The sequence below is a fragment of the Rhodanobacteraceae bacterium genome, from assembly GCA_024234055.1.
In the GTDB taxonomy this organism is placed as follows: Bacteria; Pseudomonadota; Gammaproteobacteria; order Xanthomonadales; family SZUA-5; genus JADKFD01.
Map to the genome: position 1 here is coordinate 49,039 of JACKOW010000015.1, position 26,938 is coordinate 75,976.

Sequence of the window (26,938 nt, forward strand, 5' to 3'; positions counted from 1 at the left end):
CGGACAGGCGCGCGGCGAGGTGTACATGGTGCGCTATGCCGATGACGCAGTCCTGATGTTCGGCATGAGGAGGATGCGGTAGCGCTGCGAGCGGTACTGGAGACGAGTCTGGCGCGCTACGGGCTGGAGATGAATGTGGCCAAGACCCGCTTGCTGGGTTTCGGCCGCACCGCCAGGCAGGGGCAAATCCGGGAGTTTCGACTTCTCGGGTTCACGCACATCGCCGGCCAGGATCGCCAGGGCCGCTATCTGGTGCGACGTCAAACGATGGCGGCGCCTCCGGCGCAGCCTGACGCTCGCCGTGAGTGGTGCCGCGCGCACCTGCACGATCCCTTGCGCACAGTGGGCTGAACTGAGTGCCAAATTGAAAGGCCACTACGCGTACTACGGCGTGCGCGGCAACATGGATGCGCTCAAGCGTTTCCGCGCCGCGGTGCGAGCGATCTGGATCAGTGTGCTGATGAAGCGCAGTCAGACGTCTCGTCTCCCCGTCGTGGTGGCGCTGGTCGACACTCACTTCGCGCTGCCGACTCCCCGCATCACCCACCCGGATGATTGGCTCCCGGTCTCGCCGGGTTACCTGCTTGGAAGAGCCGGATGCGGGAAATCCGCCCGTCCGGATCTGTGAGGGCGAAAGCCTGTAAAGGTTTAGCTACTCGACTAGCAGCCTGTCGGACGTGAAAGGGATCGGCTGCAAATCCGCCTGTGCGGTCCATATTTCGCCGCTTTCTTGGGCAATAGAGGAGCTATTGCCCTGCGAAATCGTCAACATCAGGCCTCGCACCGTCGAATTTTCGCTTCGGTCTTTCAAGTCCGACAGACTGCTGGAGCGACCGTGAGCCCGCTGAAGCGCCGACTCGGCGGGCTCGCGCGCTGGCCGCTGCTGTTGTTGTTGATGCTGGCCGTCGCCTATGCGTGGGCTGCGCTGAGCGTGCGCGCGGCGGTTCAACCACGAGCGCCAGCGGGTTTTCATGCCGCACTCGACTGGCTATCGGTTTCAAATGGTGAAACCGATGCCAACGTTGGCTTGCGCTTCTTTTCGATGGCGCAGGTGCAGAGCTTGGAGTCGGCATTTCCGAAGTTCGCGTTCATTGCCGCCAGTCCGCCTGCCGACGAGACCGTGCTGCTTGGGGGGCGCGAGGCACAAGCAAGCCTGCAATTCGTCAAACCCGACGCGTTCGCGGTTGCGGGTGTGCACCTGAGCGCGGCAGCGCCGGGCGCCAGGGAACAGCGCATCTGCGTGGCTTCGCGTGCCTGGCTGGAGCGCCAGGGGCTGGAATCGGGTGCGCAGTCGTTGCGCGTCAGTGACATCGATTTCGAGCTGCGAGGCGCTGCGGATCAGCGGCTGCGCATGTTGGGAGGACCGGTGGCGGTCGATCTCTGGTGCAGCTGGGATGCCACCGGTGAGCTGCTGCTCGGTGGTTCTTCCGGTGGTCAAGACCAGATTCCCGTGTATTGGTTGTTCGTCGGCCTTGCCAATGCTCAACAGCGAGCGGAATGGCTGGCGCGTACGCGCGAAATCCAACTGCCGCGTGCCTTTGGTTTCGGCGAGGGCCCGCATCGTTTGCTCAGCCTGGACGGCTGGGTCCCGCATCCGGCGCTCCAGGAAACGGCACTGCTGCGGCTATCGCTGTTTCAGGGCATGGCTGCGACCTATCTGGGGCTGGGCCTGGTTCTGGTCTGTTTCGCCGCCCGCCAGCATGTACGGCGGCGTGCTGGCGAAATCGCGATGCGCTATGTGCTCGGTGCGCGCCCGAGCGATTTGCTGCGAGCCAGTGCCTGGGCGCATTTGCGGAGTCTGCTGCTGGCACTTCCGCCAGGCGGCTTGATCGCACAGGCCCTTTTCGCGCTGCTGTGGCGGGATCCGGATCTCGCCCAGGCGCGCTTCAGCGGAGTTGCGGTGGGCACGGAAGGCCTTGGAGCTGCGCTGCTGCTGGCGCTGGTCCTGTGTGCGCTGGCCTTTGCCACCGAGGCAGTGCTCACCCTCAGACTGGCGCGTGCGCCGCGCTTTGACGTCAGTGCCAAGTCAGCGCTGGTGGGGCTGCGCCAGGGGCGCGGCGCCACTGCCTTGTTGACTGCTTTTGCCTGCCTGGCGGCCTGGGTGTCGATCACGCAAGCGCAGCGTACTCAGGCTCCAATACCCGAAAGTTTCGGTCTGGCGCGCTCGATCACACTTCTTGAGCCACAGTTTGATCCCCATACTTCGATCAATCTGCAGATGCTGCCCAGATCGCGTCTGGCGGAGCTGGAGTTGGATCTTGCGTCCATTGCCCCCTACGCATTCATCGAGTCCTATCCTGCGCGAAACGGGGTGATCCTGCCCGGCCAACTGCTGCTTGAAGATGGTCGCGAGTGTGGTATCAGCCCCGAGGTGCTGCGGGGTACCAGCCAGCTGTCGACAGTGCTCGGGTTGCGCTTTGAGCTGGGCCAGCCACCTGTGGAGGCAAGCGAGATCGCACTGTCGGTGTCACGCGCCCGGCGATGTTTCGGCTCGACCCAGGCAGCCATCGGGGCTACGCTGGACGTCGATGGGGCACTGCTGCGAGTCGCCGGTGTGTACGCTGACATCGACTGGAACCTGGGGCGCGGTTCGCGCAGCGACTTTGTTGCCGGTTGGTCGGAACAAGCCTTCACCTGGTACGCGGTCGCGCCCGACGCCGCCACGGCTGCGCGGCTGCAGCCAGCCTTGCAAACCGCCGTGCAGGCCTGGTTGCCGGCGCTGAAGGACCTCCACCTGGCCGGGCTGGATGACTTACTCCTGGCCAGTCGCCGCGACGAATTGGCGCTTGCGCGGCTGCTGACCATACTCGCGCTGGCCTTGACCCTGGGCGCGGGTCTGTCGGCCGCAGGGCTTTATTCGACCATCGCGGCCAGTCAGCGTGGTGCGCTGGCGCTGCATCTGGCGCTGGGCGCGGCGCCGGTGTCATTGACCCGCCGTGCCATCCTGCCGCTGATTCTGGCGATGATTCCGACCGGCATCGCCGTCGTACTGCTGGCCCTGGCGGGCAGCCGCGTGTCGCCAGCGCTGTCGGCCCTGATCGGCAGCGATCTGCGCAATGCGCTCGCTGCCGTCGTCCTGACGGCGTGCGGCCTCCTCGCCATCGCTCTTCGGCAGGTGGCCACCGCACTACGCGCTCCAGACGTGGTTCGCGAGCTCAGTGGCGCCTGAAGACGACCATCGGTCAGCGGGTGATTCGCGTGCACTCCATGCGCCTGGCTCCCATCAGGTTGCCCGGTCTAGATTCTGCGCACCGATGAAATGCGGTGGCGCTGCACTTCAATCTGGGCATAGCCGCCGCCCATGCGGATCTTCATGTGGAGCTTCTTGGCTTCGATCGACTCGATCACGCCGAGCAGCTTGCGGTGGCCTTCCAGGCTGACTTCGACGCGCAGGCCGACGACCTGATCGAGCTGGTCGAGGCCAATGGTCTGGTTGCGACCGGGCGCAGCCACCGGTGACGGGTTGCCGGCATTTGGGGTGGCGGCGGTGGCGACCGACGCGGGCGTGGCCGCGCTCGCCGGTGCCTGGGGTGCCGGACGCTGGCCGCTTTCGATCTGAATTACCTCCCAGGTTGACGCCCTGACGTCTGGAAAGCTGCGCTCGGGGATCTCGGACACTGCGTAGCTCGTGACCTGGTCACCCACGGTCAGGGTGGCGGCCATGGCCGAGAGAATCGCGTCAAAGCTCTGCTCCTCATAGTCCTCGAAGGCTCGACCGGGCGCAAAATTGCTCTCCCAGACCAGCGGCAGTCCTTCGCTGGCATAGCCCTTGTAGGTACTCATCAGAGACGGGTCGGCCTTGAGTCCGTTGGCGGCCAGGATCCGCTCCACCGAGGCCAGATGCCGATCGATGAAGCTGGCCACATCGATCTTGGCCTGTTCGGCACACCATTGGTTTCGGTGCTTGACGAAGCCATGGTCATTCACCGTCCAGCGTATCCGGGTGGTGCGCCAGTCCTCCCACAGCAGATCCAGCCAGTGCTTGGCAGGACCGGGCAATTCGTACTCGGACTCGATGGTCAGATCCGACAGCTGGCTGTTGCCGAAGTGGATCTTGCGCGACAGGCGCTGATCTCCGGTGACCTCGTAGCGTATCTGGATGTCGCCGCGACCAGGATCCAGCTGCAATCGGCCTGAAAGGTCGTCGCGTGACCAGAATGCGTCTTCGGGACAGCCCTCGGCTTCGAACAGAGCGCCAGTGTAGGAGCCCACCCAGTCCAACGCAGGAATCAGGCTGCCGACGGTGTAGTCACCCCAATCGACGTTGCGCAGATGCAGGGTCAGTGTGGGCGTTTCCGGGTAGTACCAGTCGTCGGAGCCGCCTGAGGCCATATCGAGCAACTTGCTCGCCTTGCTCGGCTTGCTCTTGGGCAGCAATTGCTGCGCGACCCACCAGAATCCGGGCGTTTCCAGATCGATCTCGCGTACCTTGATGCCCTGGCTGTTGTCGCCAAAGTCCAGGGCGGTGTCGTACACGCGCAGGTGTCCGTTGAGGCTGTAACCCACGTTGCGCACGCTGGTGCTGGCGATCGAATCCAGCGGTGAGAGCATGTAGTAGGCGGTGTTGCGGATGGTGCTGCGCAGGCTCAGATCCATCAGCACCAGAAACACGGCAACAAAGATCAGCGACCAATACCAGGGCAACTTCTTGCCGAAAATGCGCGGCGCCAGCAGATCTGTCCAGGTCCATCCATTCTTGGTTGCCTGGGTGCGGGAGCTCTGGGACTTGCGCGTTCGTGCAGTGATCTTTGCCATGAGCGGTCCTGATGGTGGAGCGAACCTGAGGTCAGCCACGGTGATGGCGCCCGCAAGGCGGGGGAGCTCGCTCCCCAATGTCTCGTGAGCGCGAGTGCCCGCGACACATGACGCGCGATGACCGCACAGCGCGATGGCACACGGCGGGCAACCGAACGCCGCGTGAGCCAGAGGGCAGGAGCCTCCAACAAGGTAATCATATGCAAACTGGCGGCTTCATATCCATACGTCCGTGTGCATCCCTGCCGCCAGATCACGGCGCCCGACCGACGGTCCTCGCATGGCAGTGCCCGGTGCGAATGCGGCTTGCCCGCCGCGTGCCCGGATTCGCCACTGCCGTTCGTCGCCTGAGCTTGTAACGAGATTCTTGATCTTTTTGGCGCAAATCGCGACTTGGTGCGTCAATTCAAGAACTTACGAGAGTTATCTCGAAATGACCTAAGGTTCGTTAAGTCCTTGTCCCGCAAAGCTTTTTCCTTGACCCCACGTAATACCGGTCGTAGAGTGGTGATACATGGTGAATTGTGGGTTTTTGTGGGGAGAGCGGGTCTGTGTTTTACGGGGAATCGACGGTTGCGATCGACGACAAGGGACGGCTTGCCATCCCGACGGCGTACCGTGAGCAATTGTCGGCCCTCTGTGCCTGCCGGCTGGTGATCACCTACAACCCCTTTGAGCGCGAGTGTCTGTGGTTGTTTCCCCTGCCGGAATGGGAGCGCACCCGCGATCAGGTGATGCAGCTGTCCAGCTTCAATGCCGCTCATCGCGACCTGCAGCGCAAGCTGGTGGGCGCGGCGGCGCAGGTGGAACTGGACGGCAACGGCCGCATCCTGCTGCCGCAGACGGCGCGGCAGGTGGCGGCATTGCAGAAACACGGAATTCTGCTGGGAATCGGCGCCAAGTTCGAGTTGTGGAGCGAGACCGCGCAGCGCGCGCGTCTGGAGCTTCCCATCGACGAAAAGGATATCAGCGACGATATGCGGCAACTGCGCTTCTAGGGGAGACCTCGGATGACGCAGAAAGCCACAGGAACGGCGGCCCAGACGAGCGCCGACCATCGTCCGGTGATGCTGGAGGCCGCGTTGCGGGCTTTGAACGTGAAACCGGCTGGCCGCTATCTGGACGCCACCTTTGGTCGCGGTGGGCACAGTCGGGCGCTGTTGGCGCGGCTAGGTCAGGAGGGACGGCTGGTGGGATTCGATCGTGATCCGGAAGCGGTGGCAGCGGGCCTGGAACTGGCCGCAGCCGACGCCCGTTTCACCATTCAGCGCGGCAATTTCGCCGATATCGATGCCCAGCTGGGAGAAGCCAGCCTGGACGGCATCCTGTTCGATTTCGGCGTGTCCTCGCCGCAGCTGGATCAGGCCGAACGTGGCTTCAGCTTCATGCGTGACGGCCCGCTGGACATGCGCATGGATCCGGACAGCGGCGAATCGGCAGCGCAGTGGCTGGCCCGGGTGTCCGAGGCCGAGCTGGCTGATGTGTTGAAGACCTATGGTGAGGAAAAACACGCGCGGCGACTGGCGCGGGCCATCGTCATCCGTCGCCAGACCGAGCCATTCACGCGTACCGTGGAACTGGCCGAATTCATCGCCAGCGTGCTGCCACGCAGCCACGAGGGCATCCACCCGGCTACCCGGGCATTCCAGGCGATCCGAATCGCTGTCAACTCTGAACTACGGGCTATTGAGCGCGGCATGGAAGCTGCGCATTTTTTGCTCGGGGCCGAGGGGCGATTGGTGGCGATCAGCTTTCATTCGCTGGAAGACCGGTTGGTCAAGCAGTTCATCGCGCAGCACTCGCGGCCGCCGCAGGGTTCGCGGCGACTGCCGCCCACCGAGGCGGCGCCGAGCACCTTGCGCGATCTGGGCAAGCAGCGCGCCGATGACGCCGAGCTGTCGATCAATCAGCGCGCCCGCAGTGCCGTGATGCGCGTGGCCGAGCGTCTGCGATGAAGGCCTCGCGCATTCTGTTCGGACTGATGCTGGCTGCCGTGATCGGCAGCGCGATCGCGCTGGTCTACGCCCGCCACGAGAACCGCACGCTGTTCTTTGCGCTGGAGCGGCTCAATGCCGAGCGCGACGAACTGAACATCGAATGGGGTCAGTTGCAGCTGGAACAATCGACCTGGGCTGATGCCAATCGCATCGAACAGGTGGCCACGCGCGATCTGGGCATGACTTTCCCGGCGCCGCAGGACATCGTGGTGATTGCACCATGAAGCCACGTACCCGTCAGCCCAATTACCGTCTGCGTCTGCAGGTAATCGCCATGATGCTGGTGCTGGCGACCACCGGTCTGATCGGCAAGGCGTTGGCGGTGCAGGTACTGGGCAAGGATTTCTACCAGCGTCAGGGTGATGCCCGGCATTTGCGCAACGTCACCATTCCGGCCTACCGCGGCATGATCACCGACCGCAACGGCGAGCCGCTGGCGGTGTCGACGCCGGTGGCGTCGCTGTGGGCCGAGCCGCGCGAAGTGCTGGACGAAGGGCGCCAGCGCATCCCGGAACTGGCCGAAGCGCTGGGTATTGGCGAAGAGCCGCTGATGCAGCGTCTGGTGCAGCGCCAGGACAAGGAATTCGTCTATCTGAAGCGCCACATCAGCCCGGATGAAGCGGCCGAGGTCAATGATCTCGGCATTCCCGGCGTCCATGTCCAGCGCGAGTTCCGCCGTTACTACCCGGCCGGTGAGGCGCTGGCGCACGTGATCGGCTTCACCGATATCGACGATCACGGTCAGGAAGGTCTGGAGCTGGCTTTCGAGGACTGGCTGACCGGCAAGGCCGGGTCCAAGCGGGTGCTGCAGGACCGCCGGGGTCACCGCGTCGAGGATGTCGATCTGATCCAGGCCGCGCAGCCGGGCAAGGATCTCGCGCTGAGCATCGATCGCCGCATCCAGTACCTGGCTTACCGTGAGCTCAAGGCCGCCATCGCCGAGCACGGCGCCTCCAGCGGTTCGGTGGTGGTGCTCGACGTGCCGACCGGCGAAGTGCTGGCGATGGTCAACCAGCCCAGCTACAACCCCAATCAGCGCGATCGCCAGCGCGGTGGCACGGTGCGCAACCGCGCGGTCACCGACGTCTTCGAGCCGGGCTCGACGATCAAGGCCTTCACCGTTGCGGCGGCGCTGGAAAGCGGCAAGTTCAATGCCCACACCATCGTCGATACCTCGCCAGGTCGGATCGACATCGGCACCTACACCGTGCGCGATGTGCGCAACTTCGGCGCCATCGATGTCACCACGATCATCACCAAATCCAGCAACGTCGGTGCCATCAAGATGGCGCGCGAGCTCGACAGCGAGGCCTTCTACGATGTCCTGCGGCGCTTTGGCTTCGGTGCCATCACCGGGTCGGGCTTTCCTGGTGAATCGCCCGGCGTGCTGCCCGACTACCGGCGCTGGCGCGAGGTCGAAAAGGCCGCGCTGTCCTACGGCTACGGACTGTCGGTAACGCCGCTGCAGCTGGCATCGGCCTATGCTGCGCTGGCCAACGGCGGGCGCATGCGGGCGCCGACCTTCGTCAAGGGTGGCGCCAATCCGGAAGCGTCGGTGATCGACCCGGCGCTGGCCAATACCGTGCTCGACATGCTGGAAACGGTGACCACACCCGCGGGTACCGCGCGCCTGGCTGCGGTCCCCTACTATCGCGTGGGCGGCAAATCCGGAACCTCGCGCAAGGCCGGCGTCGGCGGCTATCAGGACAAGCGCTACATTTCGCTGTTTGCCGGTGTTGCCCCGATTTCCGCGCCACGACTGGTCTGCGTGGTGGTGATCAATGATCCCTCCGGCGCCGCCTATTACGGCGGTCTGGTATCGGCGCCGGTCTTTGGCCGGGTGGTGGGTGGCGCGCTGCGGCTGATGGACATTCCGCCGGACAATGAGCTGTTGCTGGCGGATGCCCGTTCCCGCGCGGAAGAAGAGGAAGCGGCTGCCGAGGCCGTCGGAGAGCCGACGCCGCCATGAGCACGCTGACACTCGATCGCTGGCTGGCGGATCAGGGACTGGTAACGGAGCAGACGCTGCCGCCGGTGCCGGTGACCGGCGTGGCGCTGGACACCCGGGAGCTGCGCGCCGGCGATATATTCCTGGCTCTGCGCGGCGGCAGCGATCATGGCTTGCGCCATGCTCAGGCCGCCATCGACAAGGGCGCCGTGGCGATCGTGGCCGAGACCCCGTTGCCCGAGCCGATGACGACGACCTTCAGCGTGCCGGTGGCGGCGGTTGCCTCACTGCGAGGCCGCGTCGGCGCCCTGGCGGCTGCGGTCTATGGCACCACGAGCGCCGAACTGAGAATCGCTGGCGTCACCGGCACCAACGGCAAGACCTCGACCGTGCAGTTCATCGCCCAGGCCGCCCAGGCGCTGGGCCACCGACCGGCGACCATGGGCACGCTCGGTGCCGGCCCGCTTGGCCGCTTGCGTCCGCAGGCGCGGACCACGCCGGATGTCTGCAGCACCCATCGTTTTCTGGCGGAGTGCCGCGACCTGGGCTGCGACTGGCTGGCGATGGAAGTGTCCTCGCACGCGCTCGATCAGGGCCGCGTCGATGGCGTCCACTTCGAGGTGGCGGTGTACACGCAGTTGAGTCGCGATCATCTCGACTATCACGGCAGCATGCAGGCCTATTTCGAGGCCAAGGCCAAGCTGTTCCAGTGGCCCGGTCTGCGCGCCGCGGTGATCAATCTGGACTGCCCCTGGGGCCTGAAACTGTTGCCGCAACTGGCCGCGGATGTGGCTGTTCATACCTACAGCGCAGCTGGCGCCGAATCCGCATCGATCACCGCCGAGGACCTGAGTCTCGATCATCAGGGCATGCATTTCAGCCTCCGTCTTGGTGGTCAGCAGTACCCGGTCCGTGTCGGCCTGATGGGGCGTTTCAACGTCGACAATGTGCTGGCTGCCAGCGGTGCCCTGCTGGCTGCAGGTGTCGAGCCGGCCCTGATCGCGGCTGCGCTGGCGCAATTGCAGCCGGTGCCTGGACGCATGAATCGTCTGGGCGGCGACGAGCAGCCGCTGGTTGTGGTCGATTACGCCCACACGCCCGATGCCATTGCCAAGGCCCTGTCGGCGCTGCGCGAGCATCAGCCGCGGCGGCTCGGTATCGTGTTTGGCTGTGGTGGCGAGCGCGACCGTGGCAAGCGCCCGCAGATGGCCGCCGCCGCCGAAGCCGGTGCCGATCGTGTCTACGTGACCGACGACAACCCGCGCGGCGAGGATGGCGACCGCATCCTCGACGATATCCGCGCCGGTTTCGCCCGCCCGCAGGCGGTGCTGGAACAGCGTAATCGCCGTCTGGCCATCGAAAGCGCCATCGCCGATGCCGGCGCCGGCGATATCGTGCTGATCGCCGGCAAGGGTCACGAGACCTACCAGGAAATCGGCGGACAAGTGCTGGCCTTCGATGACCGCGCGGTCGCCGCCGAATTGTTGCGGCGGAGGGCGGCATGAAGGCCCTCGCCAGCGTCATTGCCAGCTGGTGCGGCGGCCGCCTGATCGGACCCGATGTCATGGTCGAGGGCGTCAGCCAGGATTCGCGCACGCTGCCGCAGGCTGGCTTGTTCGTCGCGCTGCGCGGTGAACGCCAGGATGGCCATGACTATGTGGCAGCGGTGATCGGACTCGCCGCCGCGGCACTGGTCGAGCGCGAACAGGCCGTGGACCTGCCGCAGATCGTCGTCGACAACACCGAAACCGCGCTGCAGCGCATCGCCAGTGCCTGGTTGACCCGAATCGGGCCAACCGTCGTGGCCCTGACCGGCAGCAATGGCAAGACCACCACCAAGACCCTGACGGCAGCCATTCTCGCGCGCGCCGGCACTACCCATGCGACTCCCGGCAACTACAACAACGAAATCGGTGTGCCGCTGACGCTGCTCGGTCTGCGTGCTGAACATCGTTACGCCGTGGTCGAGATGGGCTGCGGCAAACCCGGCGACATCGATCTGCTGGCATCAATCGCGCCACCGCATGCGGCGGTGGTGACCAATGTCGGCGCCGCCCATCTGGAGCGGCTGGGATCGCTGAGCGGCGTCGCCGAGGCCAAGGCTGGCATCTACCGCGGCCTGCGTCCCGAGGGCATTGCCATCATCAATGCCGACGACGCTTATGCCGACTATTTCCGCGCGCAGGCTGGTGACCATCAGCGGGTCGAATTCGCCATCGATGCAGCAGCCGCCGTCCGTGCAGAGGATCTGATGATCGGCCAGGCGACGCGCTTCCGGCTGTGCACGCCAGCCGGCAGCTGCGCCATCGAGTTGCCGCTGCCGGGTCGTCACAATGTGATGAACGCGCTCGCCGCCGCGGCACTGGCGCAGGCGGTGGGTGCCAGCCTGAGCGATATTGCCGAGGCGCTGGCCACGGTCGAAGCCGTCTCCGGGCGTCTGCGCCGGCTGCAGCTGCAGGGTGGGATGCTCTACGACGACAGCTACAACGCCAATCCCGGCTCGCTGGCGGCGGCGATCGGCACACTGGCACTGGAGCCGCCCCCGCGCTGGCTGATTCTGGGTGACATGGCCGAACTTGGTCCGGAAGCGCCACGCTGGCACGCCGAATGCGGCTTGCTGGCCCGCGACCAGGGCATCGAGCGGCTGTACACCTGCGGTCCGCTGGCCCAGGCCGCGGCGCAGGCCTACGGCCCCCAGGCAAGCCACCACAGCAGCATCGAATCCCTGATCGACACCCTGCGCGCCGACTGGCGTCCAGGCACTACTGCCCTGGTCAAGGGCTCGCGATCGGCGCGCATGGAGCGCGTGGTCGCCGGCCTGTCCGGCAACAACGGAGGGCATCACTGATGCTGCTGGCCCTGGCCGAATGGCTGCAGAACTATTTCCGTGCCTTCAACGTGTTCAGCTACATCACGTTGCGCACCATCCTCTCGGCACTGACGGCGCTGACGCTGTCGCTGTGGCTGGGCCCACGCCTGATCCGTTCGCTGACCGCCAAGCAGATCGGCCAGACCATCCGCAAGGATGGACCGCAGTCGCATCTGTCCAAGGCCGGCACGCCGACCATGGGCGGGCTGTTGATCCTGATGGCGGTGGCGTCGTCGAGCCTGCTCTGGGCCGACTGGCACAACCGCTATGTGTGGGTGGTGCTGGGCGTGCTGCTGGCCTTCGGCTTCATTGGCTGGATCGACGATTACCGCAAGCTGGTGCTGAAGGACAGTCGCGGCCTGCCGGCGCGCTGGAAGTACCTGCTGCAATCGCTGTTCGGTACGGTTGCCGCGATCGTGCTCTATGTCACGGCCGATACTCCGGCGGCCACGGCGCTCTACGTGCCCTTCTTCAAGACCGTGGCCATCCCCATGGGCGCGGCCTTCATGATCGTGGCCTATTTCTGGATTGTCGGCTTCTCCAATGCCGTCAATCTGACGGACGGTCTGGACGGTCTGGCGATCATGCCGACGGTGCTGGTGGCCGGCGCCCTCGGCATCTTCGCCTATGCCTCCGGGCATGCCGAATTCGCCAAGTATCTCGGCATGCCGCGCATTCCCGGTGCCGGTGAGCTGGCAATCGTCTGTGCCGCCCTGGCCGGCGCCGGCCTCGGCTTCCTCTGGTTCAACACCTATCCGGCCCAGGTGTTCATGGGCGATATCGGCGCACTGGCCGTCGGCGCCGCGCTCGGCACCATTGCCGTGATCGTCCGCCAGGAACTGGTGCTGGTGATCATGGGCGGCATCTTCGTGCTGGAGACGCTGTCGGTGATCCTGCAGGTGGCTTCCTTCAAGCTCACCGGCAAGCGCATCTTCCGGATGGCGCCGCTGCACCATCATTTCGAGCTCAAGGGCTGGCCCGAGCCACGGGTGATCGTGCGCTTCTGGATCATCAGCGTGGTGCTGGTGCTGGTGGGTCTGGCGACCCTGAAGGTGCGATAGTGACCACCGGCATGACTTCGTCGAAGCGATTTCAGATGCGTTTCGTCACGAGACGAGGCGAGAGGAGGAGTCATGGCACCGCCATGGCGACGACGAACAACGACGTATTCGTGTCGAAAGGCGCGGAAATCGTTCGACGAAGCCTTGGTGGGGGTCACTGACATGGCTGCCGTCCTCCAGGCCCGCAAGCTGCCGCCCGCGCCGACCGTGGCCATCGACCCGTGGATCGCCATCAGCGCCATCGCGCTGGCATCGCTGGGTGTGGTCATGGTGGCCTCCAGCTCGATTGCCGTGGGCGAGGAGCTGCATGTCGGGCCGTTCTACTTCCTGACCCGCCACGCCCTGTTCCTGGCATTGGGCACGGCTCTGGGGGCACTGGTCTATCGCACCGATCTGGAGTGGCTGAAGCGCTACTCGCAGATCATGATTCTTGGCGCCTTCGTGTTGCTGGTGATGGTGTTCGTGCCCGGTCTCGGCGTCACGGTCAAGGGCGCGCGGCGCTGGATCTGGTTGGGGGTCTCGAATTTCCAGGCCGTGGAAGCGGTCAAGCTGTTCCTGATCATCTATCTGGCCGGCTATTTCGTGCGCCATCAGGAGACCCTGCAACACAGCCTGATGGGCGTGATCAAGCCGCTGGTGGTGGCAGGGGCCCTGATCGGCCTGCTGCTGGTGCAACCCGACTTCGGTGGCGCCTTGCTGTTGATGGCTCTGGCCGGGAGCATGGTCTGGCTGGCCGGCGGCTCGGCGCGGCATCTGCTCGGCATCGCCGCGGTCGCCGTGCCGGTGATGGTCTTCGCCGCCATGGCAGAACCCTATCGTTTGCGGCGGCTGTTCTCGTTCATGGATCCCTGGGCTGATCCCTTCGACGGCGGCTTCCAGCTGACCCAGGCCCTGATCGCCGTCGGCCGCGGTGAATGGTTTGGCGTGGGCCTGGGCGAAAGCGTGCAGAAGCTCTTCTATCTGCCCGAGGCCCACACCGATTTCATTCTGGCCGTCATCGCCGAGGAATTGGGATTCGTCGGCGTGCTCACCATCATCGGCCTGTTCGCGACCTTCACCGGGCGAGCCTTCCGCCTGGGTATTGAAGGCCTGCGTCAAGGTCGGGCCTTCGAGGCCTATCTGGCCTACGGCATCGCCCTGTGGTTCTCGATGCAGGCCGCCATCAGCATCGGCGTGAATATCGGCGCGCTGCCGACCAAGGGCCTGACCTTGCCGCTGATCAGCTCGGGTGGTTCCAGCGTGATCATGAGCTGCGTCGCCGTCGGCCTGCTGCTCAAGGTCAGCGCCTCCCTGCGCGAGCCGCGCAGCGTAGGGCCCTTCGAGGGCGTGGGCACTGGAGGCAAGCGATGAGCGCGCCGGTGATGGTGATGGCAGGGGGCACCGGTGGCCACGTCTTTCCGGGATTGGCCGTGGCTGCACAACTGCGCCAGCGTGATGTGCCGGTGGTCTGGCTGGGCGCCGAAGGTGGCATGGAAAGTCGATTGGTGCCCGGCCATGGCATCGAATTCCATGGCATCCGCGTGCAGGGCGTGCGCGGCAAGGGCTGGCGTCGCAAGTTGCGTCTGCCCATCGATCTGATGGCGGCTTTCCTGCAGGCGCGCAGTGCCCTGCGCCGGGAACGCCCGCGCAGCGTGCTCAGCATGGGTGGCTATGCCGCCGGCCCCGGTGGACTTGCTGCCGCCTGGCTGCGGGTTCCCTTGCTGGTGCACGAACAGAACCGGATCCCGGGCCTGACCAACAAGGTGCTGGCCAGGTTCGCGCAAGGTGTCTACACCGGCTTTCCGGATGCTTTTGCCGGTCGCGGCCATTTCGTCGGCAACCCGGTACGCGCCGAGATCGCCGCTATCGCCCCGCCCGAACAGCGCCTCGCCGGTCGCGAAGGACCGCTGCGCCTGTTGGTGCTCGGCGGCAGTCAGGGGGCGCGCGCGCTCAACCAGATCCTGCCGCAGGCCTTGGCACTGCTGCCGGTCGAGCAGCGCCCGCACATCTGGCACCAGTGTGGCGCCCGTCTCCTTGAAGAAGCCGAGCAGAGCTATCGCGCCGCCGGCGTGGACGCGCGTGTGAATGCCTTCATCGACGACATGGCCGCGGCCTACGCCTGGGCCGACCTGGTGGTGTGCCGCTCCGGTGCACTGACACTGGCCGAGGTCGCCGCCGCCGGTGTTGCTGCACTGCTGGTGCCGTATCCGCATGCCGTCGATGACCACCAGACCGCCAATGCGCGCTGGCTGGTTGATCCGGGGGCAGCCGAACTGTGGCCCGAATCCGAACTGGATGCCGCCCGCCTGGCCGCGCGCCTGCGGGAACTGGCGGCCGATCGCCCGCGTTTGCTGCAGATGTCCTGCAGCGCGCGCGGACTGGCACGAACCGATGCCGCGGCGGTGGTCGCCGATGCCTGCCTGGAGTGCGCCCGATGAGCATTGCCGCACGATTCCGGCCCGGACAGGATCTGATGCGCGCCTTCAAGCGCGTGCACTTCATCGGCATTGGTGGCTCCGGCATGAGCGGCATCGCCGAAGTGATGCACAACCTCGGCTACGCCGTCAGCGGCTCCGATCAATCCAGCACCGCGGTCACCCGTCGCCTGGCCGAACTCGGCATCCGGGTGCAGCGCGGTCATGACGCCGAGCATGTGGCCGAGGTCGACGTGGTTGTGGTCTCGAGCGCCATTGCTGCCAGCAACCCGGAACTGATCGCTGCCCGCCAACGGCGTCTGCCGGTGGTGCCCCGGGCCGAAATGCTCGGCGAGCTGATGCGCTTCCGCCGCGGCATTGCCGTCGCCGGTACCCACGGCAAGACCACCACCACCAGTCTGATTGCCAGCGTGCTGGCCGAAGGCGGGCTGGACCCGACCTTCGTCATCGGCGGCCGCCTGAACAGCGCCGGCACCCATGCACGGCTGGGTGCTGGCGAGTATCTGGTGGCCGAAGCCGACGAGAGTGATGGCTCCTTCCTGATGCTGCAGCCGGTCATGGCGGTGGTCACCAATATCGACGCCGATCATCTGGAGAACTTCGATCACAGCTTCGAGCGCCTGAAGCAGGCTTTCGACAGCTTTTTGCACCGCATGCCCTTCTATGGCCTGGCCGTGCTCTGTGCCGATGATGTCGAGACCCACGCACTCAGCCTGCGCAGCCCTCGCGCGGTGCGCACCTACGGCTTCGCCGAGGGTGCCGACGTGCGGGCCACCGACGTGCGCCAGAACGGCAGCGAAATGCACTTCCTGTTGCATCTGCCAGACGAGCCGCCGCTGCCGGCGCTGCTGCATCTGCCGGGTCGCCACAATGTCCAGAACGCCTGTGCAGCGGCCGCGATTGCGCTGGAGATCGGGATTGCCCCGGCCACCATCATCGACGGTCTGGCTCGGTTTGGCGGTGTCGGCCGACGTTTCCACATCCATGACGATCTGCCGCTGGACCAGGGCAGCGTGATGTTCGTCGACGACTACGGCCATCACCCACGCGAGTTGCGTGCCGTGATCGAGGCCGCGCGGGGCGGCTGGCCCGACAAGCGTCTGGTGCTGGCCTTCCAACCGCACCGCTACACCCGCACCCGCGATCTGATCGACGACTTTGCCGAGGTGCTGAGCCTGGCCGATGTGGTGGTGCTGAGCGAGGTCTATTCGGCCGGCGAGGCGCCGATTGCTGGCGCCGACGGCCGCGCCCTGGCGCGGGCCGTGCGCGCCCGTGGTCGGGTCGATCCGGTCTTTGTGTCGCATCCGCATGAACTGTCCTCGGTGCTGCCCGATCTGCTGGAGGACGGCGACCTGCTGCTGTTGCAGGGTGCCGGTGACATCGGCGCGGTGGCCCAGGAACTGGAGACACGCGGTCATCTGCGCAGCGGAGGTGAGCCATGATGCGCATCACCGATCCCGCCGCTTTCGGGCGTGTCGCCGTGGTCATGGGCGGCGACAGCTCCGAGCGTGAGGTCTCGCTCAACAGCGGCGCCAACGTGCTCGCCGCCTTGCTGGCGCGTGGCGTGGACGCACATGCCATCGATGGCATTCCGGCTCTGCTGCGGGATGTCCGCGAGGGACAGTGCGATCGCGTGTTCAACATCCTGCATGGACGCGGTGGCGAGGACGGTGTGCTGCAGGGCGCGCTGGAGGCGCTGGGCGTGCCCTACACCGGCTCGGGCGTGCTCGGTTCGGCGCTGACCATGGACAAGGTCCGTACCAAGCGCGTGTGGCAGGCACTGGACATTCCGACCCCCGCCTTTGCGGTGTTGCCGGCAGGTGCTGATGTCGCCAGCGCGATTGCTGACGTGGGTCTGCCGGCCATCGTCAAGCCCTCCCGTGAAGGCTCCAGCGTGGGCGTCACCCGGGTGTTCGCCGACAGCGATGTCGCAGCGGCTGTGGAGCTCGCGCGCCGCTACGACGGCGAGTTGCTGGTGGAGCGCATGATCCAGGGGCCCGAGCTCACCGTGGCAGTGCTCGACGGGCGCGCACTGCCCAGCATCCGCATCGTGCCGGCCGCCGAGTTCTACGACTACCACGCCAAGTACGTGGCCGACGACACCCAATACCTGTGCCCGGGCCTGGAGCAGCCTTCCGAGGATCAGCTGGCCCGGCTTTGCGAGCGGGCCTTCGCCGCCGTCGGGGCGAGTGGCTGGGGACGCATCGACGTCATGCTTGACACCGTGACCGGATTCCAGCTGCTGGAGGTCAATACCAGTCCCGGCATGACCAGTCACAGCCTGGTGCCCAAGGCTGCCGCCCAGGCCGGTATCGATTTCGAGAGCCTGTGCTGGCAGATCCTGGAAACCAGCTTTCGCGAGGTACTGCGATGAGCGCGCAGCGACGAAACTGGGTGACCAGTGCATCGGCCCTGCTGGCCGTGGCGGCTGTGCTGGTGCTGGTGGCCGGTGCCTACATGGCGCGCAACGGCGGCACCTTGCTGCCCTTCCGCTGGGTGGACGCCAGCGGTCCTTTCGAGCGCGTCAGCGCCGAGCAGATCCGGGCCGCAGTGGCGCCGGAGGCAGCGCGCGGATTCTTCTTCGTCGATCTGGCTGCCGTGCGGGCCAGTGCCCTGAGCCTGCCCTGGGTGGCGGAAGCGGAAGTCCGCAAGATCTGGCCGGATACGCTGGAAGTGCGGGTGCGCGAGCGCCGGGTGCTGGGGCGCCAGGGCGCAGACCGGCTGGTCGACGTCAGCGGCAATGTCTTCAACGCCCGCGGCGTGGGTGAAACCCGAGGCCTACCGCTGCTCGATGCGCCGATAGAGCAGATGCCACAGCTGGCCGAGTACTACCGCCTCGCGAGCAGCGACGTCGAGCGTATCGGCCGCCAGATCACGGTCGCCAGACTGAGTGCCCGCGGCGCGCTGGAACTTCAGCTCGACGATGGCTTGCGGGTGCATCTGGGCAGTCTCGACCAGGACGCCCGCTGGAAGCGTTTCATCAACAGCCTGCCGCGACTGGCCGCGCTGGATCCGCGCCCGATTGCCCAGGTCGATTTGCGCTACACCCACGGCTATGCCGTGCGCTACGCCGATGCGCAGCCCGCTGCGTCCCTGCCCAACTGACCCTTGCGATGACCCCGAACCCATGAGCCGCAAAAGCGACAAGACCCTGATCGTCGGACTCGACATTGGCACCTCCAAGGTGGTGGCCATGGTCGGCGAGTACGCGCCGGGCGAGCCGGTCGAGATCATCGGCATGGGCAGTCAACCCAGTCGCGGCATCAAGCGTGGCGTGGTGGTCGACATCGAGTCGACGGTGCAGTCGATCCAGCGCGCCATCGAGGAAGCCGAACAGATGAGCGGTTGCGAGATCCGCTCGGTGTACGCCGGCATTTCCGGCAGTCACGTCAAGAGCCTGAATTCGCACGGCATCGTCGCCATCCGCGACAAGGAAGTCACCGATTTCGATGTCGATCGGGTACTCGATGCCGCCCGGGCGATGCCGATTCCCGCCGATCAGAAGATCCTGCACGTGCTGCCGCAGGAATATGTCATCGACGAGCAGGAAGGCATTCGCTATCCGATCGGCATGAGCGGCGTGCGTCTGGAAGCGCGCGTGCACCTGGTGACCGCTGCCGGCAGCGCGGCCCAGAACATCACCAAGTGCATTGCCCGCTGCGGCCTGGAAGTGGACGATCTGATCCTGCAGCCACTGGCCGCCAGTCATGCCGTGCTCACCGATGATGAGCGCGAGCTGGGCGTGGCCCTGATCGACATCGGCGCGGGGACCACCGACATTGTGGTCTTTGCCCAGGGCGCCATCCGCCACACCGCGGTGCTGCCCATCGCCGGCGATCAGGTCACCAATGACATCGCCGTGGCCTTGCGCACGCCGACGCCCCATGCCGAGGAAATCAAGCTCAAGTACGCCTGTGCGCTGGCCCACCTCGCCACCGCCGACGAGAGCATCCAGGTGCCCAGTGTCGGCGACCGCGCACCGCGGCGGCTGGCGCGCCAGACCCTGGCCGAAGTGGTGCAGCCACGCTACGAGGAGTTGTTCTCGCTGGCGCAGGCCGAACTTCGGCGCAGTGGTTTCGAGGACCTGATCGCCGCTGGCGTGGTCCTCACCGGTGGCGCCTCACGCATGGACGGCGCGGTCGAACTGGCGGAAGAGATCTTCCACATGCCGGTGCGCCTCGGCCTGCCGCAGCACGTCAATGGATTGGCCGAGATCGTCGGCAATCCGATGCACTCCGCCGGCGTCGGCCTGCTGATCTACGGCTCGCAGGCGCGCCCGCGCAGCAGCAGCCGACCGGTCAGCGGCGCGCGCAGTCTGTGGGAAAGGATCAAGCAGTTTCTGGGTGGTGAATTTTGAGAATCACGCATCTCCGGGCGACCTCTGAGTGGGTGCGCGGACTGCAGTGTGGCGACGGGATGAGGGGATTCCGTCGGGGGAGACCGAGGCGCGCAGGGATTGCGCAGATCGGCAAGGACGACAACTGGCTGGCATAACGCGAGGGTCTGATAATGAATTTTGAATTGATGGAAAGCGCAACACCGAATGCCGTGATCAAGGTCATCGGCGTCGGCGGCGGTGGTGGCAACGCCATCGCCCACATGATCGGCGGCAACATCGAAGGCGTCGAATTCGTCGTCGCCAATACCGATGCCCAGGCCCTGCGCCGGGCGGACGGGATCACCCTGCTGCAGTTGGGCACCAATGTGACCAAGGGTCTGGGGGCGGGCGCCAATCCGGAGGTCGGCCGGCAGGCTGCCATCGAGGATCGCGAGCGCATCAGTGAAGCGCTGCGCGGCGCCGACATGGTGTTCATCACCGCTGGCATGGGAGGCGGCACCGGCACCGGCGCGGCACCTGTCATCGCCCAGATTGCCAAGGATCTGGACATCCTGACCGTGGCCGTCGTCACCAAGCCCTTCCCCTTCGAAGGGCGTCGGCGCATGCAGGTGGCCATGAAGGGCATCGAGGAACTGGCCCAGCATGTGGACAGCCTGATCACCATTCCGAACGAGAAGCTGCTGACCGTGCTCGGCCGCGAGGTCTCGCTGCTGAATGCCTTCCGCGAAGCCAATGATGTGCTGCTCGGCGCGGTTCAGGGCATTGCCGACCTGATCACCCGACCGGGCCTGATCAACGTCGATTTTGCCGACGTGCGCACGGTGATGAGCGAGATGGGTCTGGCCATGATGGGCACCGGCAAGGCCAAGGGCGACGATCGCGCCGTGGCCGCCACCGAGGCCGCCATCGGCAATCCGCTGCTGGAAGACATCAACCTCAAGGGTGCCTGCGGCATTCTCGTGAACATCACCTCGGGCCCGAACCTGACCATGCGCGAATACAACGAAGTCGGCCAGACCGTGGCCGAGTTCGCCGCTGATGACGCCAACATCAAGATCGGCACCGTGCTCGACATGGATCTGGAAGACGAGATCCGGGTGACGGTGGTGGCCACGGGTCTCAACCGGCAGGCCCAGCGGGTACCGGCAGATGTTTTCGCCGGGCCGCCGATGCGCAACAACTTCCGCGTGGTGCGTGCGCCGGAGGTTGAGGTTGCACCGATGAGTGTCGAGCCGCAGCCCACCCTGCGTCCGCAGCAGCAGGCGCGCCGCTTCGGGACTGGTGGCTCCGCATCGGCAGCTGCCGCCGCACCGCAGGCAGCGGCGGACACCGAATACGACTATCTGGACATTCCCGCCTTCCTGCGCCGTCAGGCCGACTGAGGCGCCGGACATCGCGACACCCGACCGCTCAGGCGGCGGGCGTCGGCGCGCGTGACAGCCAGCGCCGCCGGGGGCAGGGATGGCCCCCGGCGGCGGCATTTCGCGTTATTCCAATCAGCCCCGGCATTGATGGTCGGGGCGCCATCACGGGTTGTTGTATCTGTGCACAACCCCGCCATCTGTGGTTGCGACGCAACAGTTTGTTGCGCCGGGCGCTACTGGCGTCTTTGCTCGGTCAATCTCGTGTGCTACGATCCGTCGGCCGTATTGCCCGATCGCAGCCGAGACCACACACGATGATTCGTCAGCGCACGTTGAAGAACGTCATCCGAGCAACGGGCGTAGGCATTCATTCCGGTCAGAAGGTGTACATGACGTTGCGGCCTGCGGCCGTCAACACCGGCATCGTTTTCCGCCGCACCGATCTTGCTGAACCGGTTTGTCTGCATGCGCGCGCCGAGAATGTGGGCGACACCAGCCTGTCTACCGCCCTGGTGCGCGATGGCGTTCGCGTCGCCACCATCGAGCATCTGCTGTCCGCATTCGCCGGACTGGGCATCGACAATGCCTATGTCGATCTGTCCGCGTCGGAAGTGCCGATCATGGATGGCAGCGCCGGTCCCTTCGTGTTCCTGCTGCAGTCGGCGGGCATCGAAGAGCAGAACGCCCACAAGCGCTTCATCCGCATCCGCAAGGAAATCGTCGTCAGCGATGGCGACAAGTGGGCGCGATTCGAGCCCTTCGATGGCTTCAAGGTGGGGTTCTCGATCGAATTCGATCACCCGGCCTTCAGCCAGAAGACCTGCAAGGCCGAGATTGATTTCTCGACCACGTCCTTCGTCAAGGAAGTGAGCCGCGCTCGTACCTTCGGTTTCATGCGCGACCTCGAGATGTTGCGCGAGCGCAATCTGGTGCTCGGCGGTTCGATGGACAATGCCATCGTGCTCGACGACTACCGCGTGCTCAACGAAGACGGTTTGCGCTACGAGGACGAGTTCGTCAAGCACAAGATTCTGGACGCGATTGGAGATCTGTATCTGCTGGGACACAGCCTGATCGGTGCGTTCTACGGACACAAGTCCGGTCACTTCCTCAACAACAGACTCTTGCGTGCCCTGGTGGCCGACGAGAGCGCCTGGGAAGAAGTCGTATTCGACCGCCCGGAAGAGGTACCGATTTCCTACGCCCATCCCGCTCAGGCGGTGTAGATGTGGGCGCCGACCACTGCCCGGTCGGCGGCAACACCACCAAGAAGAACAAAGCAGTCAGGGAAGATCTTCAGCAGGATGCTGAACGGCCCTAGGGCCACGACAACAGCCGGCGTTTGTCGGTTGGTTCGGAAGCGACGGCTAGTCGGGCGTCGCAACTGAACGAGGTCGTTCGAACTTATGCGAACGGGGAATTCGCATCAGGACGCGCGACCTTCACGGTGAGTCGCAAGTCCTCTACAGCGAGTGCCAATTTGGCCTCGTCGAGGAGTTGTCGGCTCGAAAGGCGCAGCTTGGACGCCCATTCGGGTGTACGCGCCAGGAACACCAGCTGACCGTCGCGGCAATTGGCGAGGCGGCACTGGGCAGCCAATCGAGGTGGCAGGACGGCGCGCAGGCGTTGGTCCAGATCCCCGATGCGGCGCGCTTCGGCAACGAGCGCCGCCAGGCTGGGCATGTCCTGGAGGGTTTCACCAAGCGCGGGATAGCGGGCCATTGCGAATCTCGTGTTTTGCGCACCGGCGAAGGTGACGAAGGTCTGGAGAGCATGAACATCATACTGGTAGGTGGTCCCAATTCCGGTTCGCGTCAGTTCAATCTGGCGTGTACCCGCACTCGCTGGCTCTGTGCGAGTGCTGCCCTGATCGTGCTGGGCACAATCGTCAGTCTCGGCTTCATGGCCGGTCGCGGCTTCGGCAACGTCGAGGGCCTGAGCGCCGGGGATGTCGAAAGCCTGCGAGCGCAGCTGATCGCGCAGAAGGAACAACTGGATCAGACCGAGGCGCAATCCCGGCGCGATCTCGACGCTCTGGCCATCCAGCTGGGCGAACTGCAGGCCCAGGCCACGCGCCTGAATGCCCTCGGTCAGCGGCTGACCCGCATGGGCAAGCTCGACGATGGCGAATTTGATTTCGACAAGGCCCCGAGCATCGGTGGCCCGGAAAGCCACGCTCCGATCGACGACGACTATTTCGCGCCGCAGTTCTCGGACACATTGGTGCGGCTGCGCGCCCAGTTTGATACCCAGGCCGAACAGCTGGGTGTGCTGGAAACGCTGCTGCTGGATCGTGATCTCGATGCTGAATTCATGCCCTCCGGCATGCCCGTGCGCTCGGGCTTCATGGCCTCTCAATTCGGCATGCGCATCGACCCCTTCAACGGCACCCGAGCCTTTCACTCCGGCATCGATTTCGATGGCGTCAAGGGCGCTGACGTGCTCACCGTGGCCAGTGGCGTGGTGGTCTTCGCCGGACGCCATCCCTCCTACGGCAACATGATCGACATCGATCATGGCAATGGCTACACCACCCGCTATGCCCACAACGACAAGAATCTGGTCAAGGTCGGTGATGTGGTCACCGGTGGCCAGCTGATCGCCAAGATGGGCGCCACGGGTCGCGCCACCGGGTCCCATGTGCATTTCGAGGTCTGGCAGGACGGCAAGCCGATCAACCCGAAGAAGTTCGTCAGCGCGATCCGCTGAGCGATCTTGCTCTCGCCCGGGCGAGCGAGGAAGCAAGCCGGTGCCTGATTTGAAGCTGCGAGTCCCGCCCCTCGTGGTCTTTGCCATTGTGGCGCTCGCCATTGCCGGCTCAGGCAAATGGCTGCACGTCTGGTCGATTCCGCCGTGGCCGCGCTACCTGCTGGCGATCCTTCTGGCCACCTCGGGTGTGCTCATTGCCATGGCCGGCGTGCTCGAGTTCCGGCGCGCGCGGACGACCGTGCACCCGATGCATCCAGATCGCGTGTCGGCGCTGGTCACCATCGGAATCTTCCGCTTCAGCCGAAATCCGATGTATCTGGGCATGCTGCTGGTACTGGCTGCACTCGCAGCATGGATGGGGCAACCCATCGGCATGGCGCTGCTGCCGCTGTTCGTGCTGTACCTCAACCGCTATCAGATCTCAGCCGAAGAGGAGGCCATCGCCGCTCATTTTGGCCAGTCCTATCGGGATTACTGTCGTCGCGTCCGGCGCTGGTGTTGATCGGTCTGCCTTGATTCTGCGGAGAACGTCCCCAACTCCCTGGATTCGCTGCGGGCTCGGAAGCCGCGGCCACCTTCCGTAGGCCTCCCCGAACTGAATCGGGTAGACTCGCGGCCCTGCTTTCCTCATCCAGCCTTCACACCTCCCCTATGTTCAACGCCCTTTTGACCCGGATCTTCGGTAGCCGCAACGATCGCGTCGTTCGCGGCATGCGCAAGACCGTCGCTCGCATCAACGAGCTCGAAGCCAGTTTTCAGGCGTTGAGCGACGCTGAACTGCGCGCCAAGACAGATGAATTCCGCAAGCGCCTGGCCGATGGCCAGAGCGAAGACCAGCTTCTGCCCGAGGCTTTTGCCGCGGTACGCGAGGCTGCCCGGCGCACGCTGGGGCTGCGCCACTACGACGTGCAGCTGATCGGCGGCATGGTGCTGCATCAGGGCAAGATTGCCGAGATGCGCACCGGTGAGGGCAAGACCCTGGTGGCGACGCTGCCGGTGTATCTGAATGCGCTGCCCGGCAAGGGTGTGCACGTGGTCACGGTCAATGATTACCTGGCCAAGCGTGACGCGGCCTGGATGACACCGGTCTATGCGGCGCTGGGCATGACCGTGGGCGTCATCGTGCCCGGACAGAGCATGGAGTCCAAACGCCAGTCCTACGCTTGCGACATCACCTACGGCACCAACAACGAATACGGTTTCGACTATCTGCGCTCGAACATGGCTTTCCAGCCGGCCGACCGGCTGCAGCGCGGATTGCACTACGCCATCGTCGACGAAGTGGATTCCATCCTGATCGACGAAGCGCGCACGCCGCTGATCATCTCCGGCCCGGCCGATGAATCGCCTGAGCTCTATGTCAAGATCAACCGCATTGCACCGCAGCTGAAGAAGCAGAAGACCGAGGAAGAAGAGGGCGATTTCTGGGTCGACGAAAAGCAGAAGCAGGTGCATCTGTCCGAGCAGGGCATGCATCGGGTCGAACAGATTCTGGCCGAGAACGGCATCATCAAGCCGGACGAAAGCCTCTATGACGTGCAGAATCTGGCCGTTGTCCATCATCTGAACGCGGCGCTGCGTGCCACCCACCTGTACCAGCGCGATGTCGATTACATCGTGCGCGACGGCGAGGTCATCATCGTCGACGAATTCACCGGGCGTACATTGGCCGGACGGCGCTGGTCGGACGGTCTGCACCAGGCCATCGAGGCCAAGGAAAACGTGCCGATCCAGCGCGAGAACCAGACGCTGGCCTCGATCACCTTCCAGAACTTCTTCCGCATGTACAAGAAGCTGGCGGGCATGACCGGTACGGCCGATACCGAAGCCTATGAGTTCCAGAGCATCTACGGCCTGGAAGTCATCGTCATTCCCACCCATCGGCCGATGATCCGCAAGGACGCCACCGATCTGGTGTTCCTGACGCGCAAGGACAAGTTCGCTGCGATCGTCGAAGACATCCGCGAGCGTCGAGCCAAGCGCCAGCCGGTACTGGTGGGCACTACCTCCATCGAAACCAGCGAGCTGCTCGCCGGGCTGTTGAAGAAGGAAGGCATTCCCCACGAAGTGCTGAACGCCAAGCAGCACGAGCGTGAGGCCCATATCGTGGCTCAGGCCGGGCGTCCGGGTGCAGTCACCATCGCCACCAACATGGCCGGCCGCGGCACTGACATCGTGCTCGGCGGCAGTCTGGAAGCCGAATTGCACGGTCTCGGCGAAGAAGCTACCGACGCCGAGCGCGAAGCGGTGCGCAGCGAGTGGAAACGTCGCCACGAAGAAGTGCTGCAATCGGGCGGGTTGCATATCGTCGGCACAGAACGCCACGAGTCGCGCCGCATCGACAACCAGCTGCGTGGTCGTTCCGGTCGTCAGGGTGACCCGGGTTCCTCGCGCTTCTATCTGGCTTTCGAAGATTCGCTGATGCGCATCTTCGCCTCCGACCGACTGGCTGGCCTGATGCAGCGGCTGGGCATGAAGGAGGGCGAGTCGATCGAGCATCCGCTGGTCAATCGTGCCATCGAGAATGCCCAGCGCAAGGTCGAGGCTCACAATTTCGACATCCGCAAGCATCTGCTGGATTTCGATGATGTTGCCAATGATCAGCGCAAGGTGATCTACGAGCAGCGCAATGAAATCATGGATGCCGAGGATGTCCAGGAGACCCTGGTCTCGGTACGTCAGGATGTGGTGCGCAGCATGGCCAGGGTCCACATCCCGGCCGACTCGATCGACGAGCAGTGGGATCTGGATGGACTCAAGCGCAGCTTTGCCGACGAACTGGGCGTCGAGATCGAGCCGCAGCATTGGGTCAAGGACAATCCCGACATCAATGCCGAAGGCCTCGTTGACAAGGTCATCGAGTCGGTCGATCGGCACTTCCGCGAGCGCGAAGCGGTGATGGGTTCGGAAATCACCAGGATGGCCGAAAAGGCCATTCTGCTCAACGTGCTCGACAGTCAGTGGAAGGATCATCTGGCGCGCATGGACTATCTGCGCCAGGGCATTCATCTGCGTGGATATGCCCAGAAGCAGCCGAAGCAGGAATTCAAGCGCGAGGCCTTCGAGCTCTTCCAGCAGCTGCTGGAGCGGGTCAAGTCCGAGACCATCCGCATGCTGGCGCGGGTGCGCGTGCGCAGTGAGAACGATCTGGAGGAAGCCGAGGCTCAGCGTCGGCAGGCACCACCGATGCAGTTCCAGCACGCCGACGCCGGTTCGCTGGGCGTGGATGATGAAGCTGCCCAGGCTCAAGGCTTGGCACCCTCGGGTTGGGATGCCGCGGCTCAGGGCGGTGTACGCGGTGAGCCGATTGTCCGCGGTAGCGCCAAGGTCGGACGCAACGATCCTTGCCCCTGTGGATCCGGCAAGAAATACAAGGCTTGCCACGGCAAGCTCGATTGAGGTGCATGCACCCGGGCGCGTGCGTCCGGGTGCCAATCAGTGTTGTGGAGACTGCATGCTCTTGATCGTCCGTCTGCGGGTGT

Annotated in this window: 23 protein-coding genes; 21 read left to right on the forward strand and 2 right to left on the reverse strand. The window is 64.9% G+C overall.

The features are described from left to right. Positions 1-135 precede the first annotated feature (135 nt). The 3 genes from H7A19_18100 to H7A19_18110 all read left to right on the forward strand — a co-directional run bounded on the left by H7A19_18100 (position 136) and on the right by H7A19_18110 (position 3,169). Positions 136-351, forward strand: a complete 216-nt coding sequence (locus H7A19_18100; protein ID MCP5476745.1) for a hypothetical protein — start codon at positions 136-138, stop codon at positions 349-351. A 13-nt stretch (positions 352-364) separates the two neighbouring features. Then, positions 365-628: a hypothetical protein gene (locus H7A19_18105; GenBank protein MCP5476746.1), complete on the forward strand. Its 264-nt coding sequence runs from the start codon at positions 365-367 to the stop codon at positions 626-628. Between the two features lie 207 nt (positions 629-835). Then, positions 836-3,169, forward strand: coding sequence for a hypothetical protein (locus H7A19_18110; protein MCP5476747.1), 2,334 nt, complete (start codon positions 836-838; stop codon positions 3,167-3,169). Between the two features lie 68 nt (positions 3,170-3,237). Here the strand turns inward: H7A19_18110 and H7A19_18115 are convergent, their stop codons facing one another. Next, a complete protein-coding gene (locus H7A19_18115; GenBank protein MCP5476748.1) occupies positions 3,238-4,755 on the reverse strand; it encodes a hypothetical protein in 1,518 nt (505 codons plus the stop codon). 551 nt (positions 4,756-5,306) lie between these two features. Here H7A19_18115 and mraZ point away from each other — a divergent pair. The 15 genes from mraZ (at position 5,307) to H7A19_18190 (ending at position 21,973) form a co-directional block, all read left to right on the forward strand. Continuing rightward, positions 5,307-5,753 (forward strand): division/cell wall cluster transcriptional repressor MraZ, encoded by a 447-nt coding sequence (gene mraZ / locus H7A19_18120; GenBank protein MCP5476749.1) that lies wholly within the window; start codon positions 5,307-5,309, stop codon positions 5,751-5,753. Positions 5,754-5,765: 12 nt separating this feature from the next. Beyond that, positions 5,766-6,710, forward strand: a complete 945-nt coding sequence (gene rsmH / locus H7A19_18125; protein ID MCP5476750.1) for a 16S rRNA (cytosine(1402)-N(4))-methyltransferase RsmH — start codon at positions 5,766-5,768, stop codon at positions 6,708-6,710. Then, on the forward strand, positions 6,707-6,976 hold the full coding sequence (ftsL, locus tag H7A19_18130; GenBank protein MCP5476751.1) for a cell division protein FtsL: 270 nt from the start codon (positions 6,707-6,709) through the stop codon (positions 6,974-6,976). Before rsmH ends, ftsL begins: the two co-directional genes overlap by 4 nt. After that, the gene (locus H7A19_18135; GenBank protein ID MCP5476752.1) at positions 6,973-8,721 is read left to right on the forward strand and encodes a penicillin-binding protein 2; all 1,749 of its coding nucleotides are present in this window, start codon (positions 6,973-6,975) and stop codon (positions 8,719-8,721) included. The genes ftsL and H7A19_18135 overlap by 4 nt, the downstream gene beginning before the upstream one ends. Further along, complete coding sequence (locus H7A19_18140) at positions 8,718-10,205, forward strand: UDP-N-acetylmuramoyl-L-alanyl-D-glutamate--2,6-diaminopimelate ligase (GenBank protein ID MCP5476753.1); 1,488 nt, start codon at positions 8,718-8,720, stop codon at positions 10,203-10,205. The genes H7A19_18135 and H7A19_18140 overlap by 4 nt, the downstream gene beginning before the upstream one ends. Continuing rightward, positions 10,202-11,548 carry a UDP-N-acetylmuramoyl-tripeptide--D-alanyl-D-alanine ligase gene (gene murF, locus H7A19_18145; GenBank protein MCP5476754.1) on the forward strand — a complete coding sequence of 449 codons (1,347 nt, stop codon included), beginning with the start codon at positions 10,202-10,204 and terminating at the stop codon, positions 11,546-11,548. The genes H7A19_18140 and murF overlap by 4 nt, the downstream gene beginning before the upstream one ends. Beyond that, the gene (locus H7A19_18150) at positions 11,548-12,630 is read left to right on the forward strand and encodes a phospho-N-acetylmuramoyl-pentapeptide-transferase (GenBank protein ID MCP5476755.1); all 1,083 of its coding nucleotides are present in this window, start codon (positions 11,548-11,550) and stop codon (positions 12,628-12,630) included. The genes murF and H7A19_18150 overlap by 1 nt, the downstream gene beginning before the upstream one ends. Positions 12,631-12,792: 162 nt before the next feature. Continuing rightward, on the forward strand, positions 12,793-13,980 hold the full coding sequence (gene ftsW / locus H7A19_18155) for a putative lipid II flippase FtsW (GenBank protein MCP5476756.1): 1,188 nt from the start codon (positions 12,793-12,795) through the stop codon (positions 13,978-13,980). Further along, positions 13,977-15,047: an undecaprenyldiphospho-muramoylpentapeptide beta-N-acetylglucosaminyltransferase gene (gene murG, locus H7A19_18160; GenBank protein MCP5476757.1), complete on the forward strand. Its 1,071-nt coding sequence runs from the start codon at positions 13,977-13,979 to the stop codon at positions 15,045-15,047. Before ftsW ends, murG begins: the two co-directional genes overlap by 4 nt. A 35-nt stretch (positions 15,048-15,082) precedes the next feature. Further along, positions 15,083-16,486 (forward strand): UDP-N-acetylmuramate--L-alanine ligase, encoded by a 1,404-nt coding sequence (gene murC, locus H7A19_18165; protein MCP5476758.1) that lies wholly within the window; start codon positions 15,083-15,085, stop codon positions 16,484-16,486. Next, positions 16,483-17,418 (forward strand): D-alanine--D-alanine ligase, encoded by a 936-nt coding sequence (locus tag H7A19_18170; protein MCP5476759.1) that lies wholly within the window; start codon positions 16,483-16,485, stop codon positions 17,416-17,418. The genes murC and H7A19_18170 overlap by 4 nt, the downstream gene beginning before the upstream one ends. Then, positions 17,415-18,149 carry an FtsQ-type POTRA domain-containing protein gene (locus tag H7A19_18175; protein MCP5476760.1) on the forward strand — a complete coding sequence of 245 codons (735 nt, stop codon included), beginning with the start codon at positions 17,415-17,417 and terminating at the stop codon, positions 18,147-18,149. The genes H7A19_18170 and H7A19_18175 overlap by 4 nt, the downstream gene beginning before the upstream one ends. Before the next feature lie 22 nt (positions 18,150-18,171). After that, positions 18,172-19,401: a cell division protein FtsA gene (ftsA, locus tag H7A19_18180; protein MCP5476761.1), complete on the forward strand. Its 1,230-nt coding sequence runs from the start codon at positions 18,172-18,174 to the stop codon at positions 19,399-19,401. Between the two features lie 149 nt (positions 19,402-19,550). Then, positions 19,551-20,765, forward strand: coding sequence for a cell division protein FtsZ (gene ftsZ, locus H7A19_18185; GenBank protein ID MCP5476762.1), 1,215 nt, complete (start codon positions 19,551-19,553; stop codon positions 20,763-20,765). Positions 20,766-21,061: 296 nt separating this feature from the next. After that, a complete protein-coding gene (locus H7A19_18190; protein MCP5476763.1) occupies positions 21,062-21,973 on the forward strand; it encodes a UDP-3-O-acyl-N-acetylglucosamine deacetylase in 912 nt (303 codons plus the stop codon). A gap of 178 nt (positions 21,974-22,151) precedes the next feature. Here the strand turns inward: H7A19_18190 and H7A19_18195 are convergent, their stop codons facing one another. Further along, positions 22,152-22,469: a DUF721 domain-containing protein gene (locus H7A19_18195; GenBank protein MCP5476764.1), complete on the reverse strand. Its 318-nt coding sequence runs from the start codon at positions 22,467-22,469 to the stop codon at positions 22,152-22,154. Positions 22,470-22,613: 144 nt separating this feature from the next. Here H7A19_18195 and H7A19_18200 point away from each other — a divergent pair, with 144 nt between their 5' ends. The 3 genes from H7A19_18200 (at position 22,614) to secA (ending at position 26,855) form a co-directional block, all read left to right on the forward strand. Next, on the forward strand, positions 22,614-23,456 hold the full coding sequence (locus H7A19_18200) for a peptidoglycan DD-metalloendopeptidase family protein (protein MCP5476765.1): 843 nt from the start codon (positions 22,614-22,616) through the stop codon (positions 23,454-23,456). Positions 23,457-23,496: 40 nt separating this feature from the next. After that, complete coding sequence (locus H7A19_18205; protein ID MCP5476766.1) at positions 23,497-23,958, forward strand: isoprenylcysteine carboxylmethyltransferase family protein; 462 nt, start codon at positions 23,497-23,499, stop codon at positions 23,956-23,958. Between the two features lie 149 nt (positions 23,959-24,107). After that, the gene (gene secA, locus H7A19_18210; protein MCP5476767.1) at positions 24,108-26,855 is read left to right on the forward strand and encodes a preprotein translocase subunit SecA; all 2,748 of its coding nucleotides are present in this window, start codon (positions 24,108-24,110) and stop codon (positions 26,853-26,855) included. Positions 26,856-26,938: the final 83 nt, after the last annotated feature.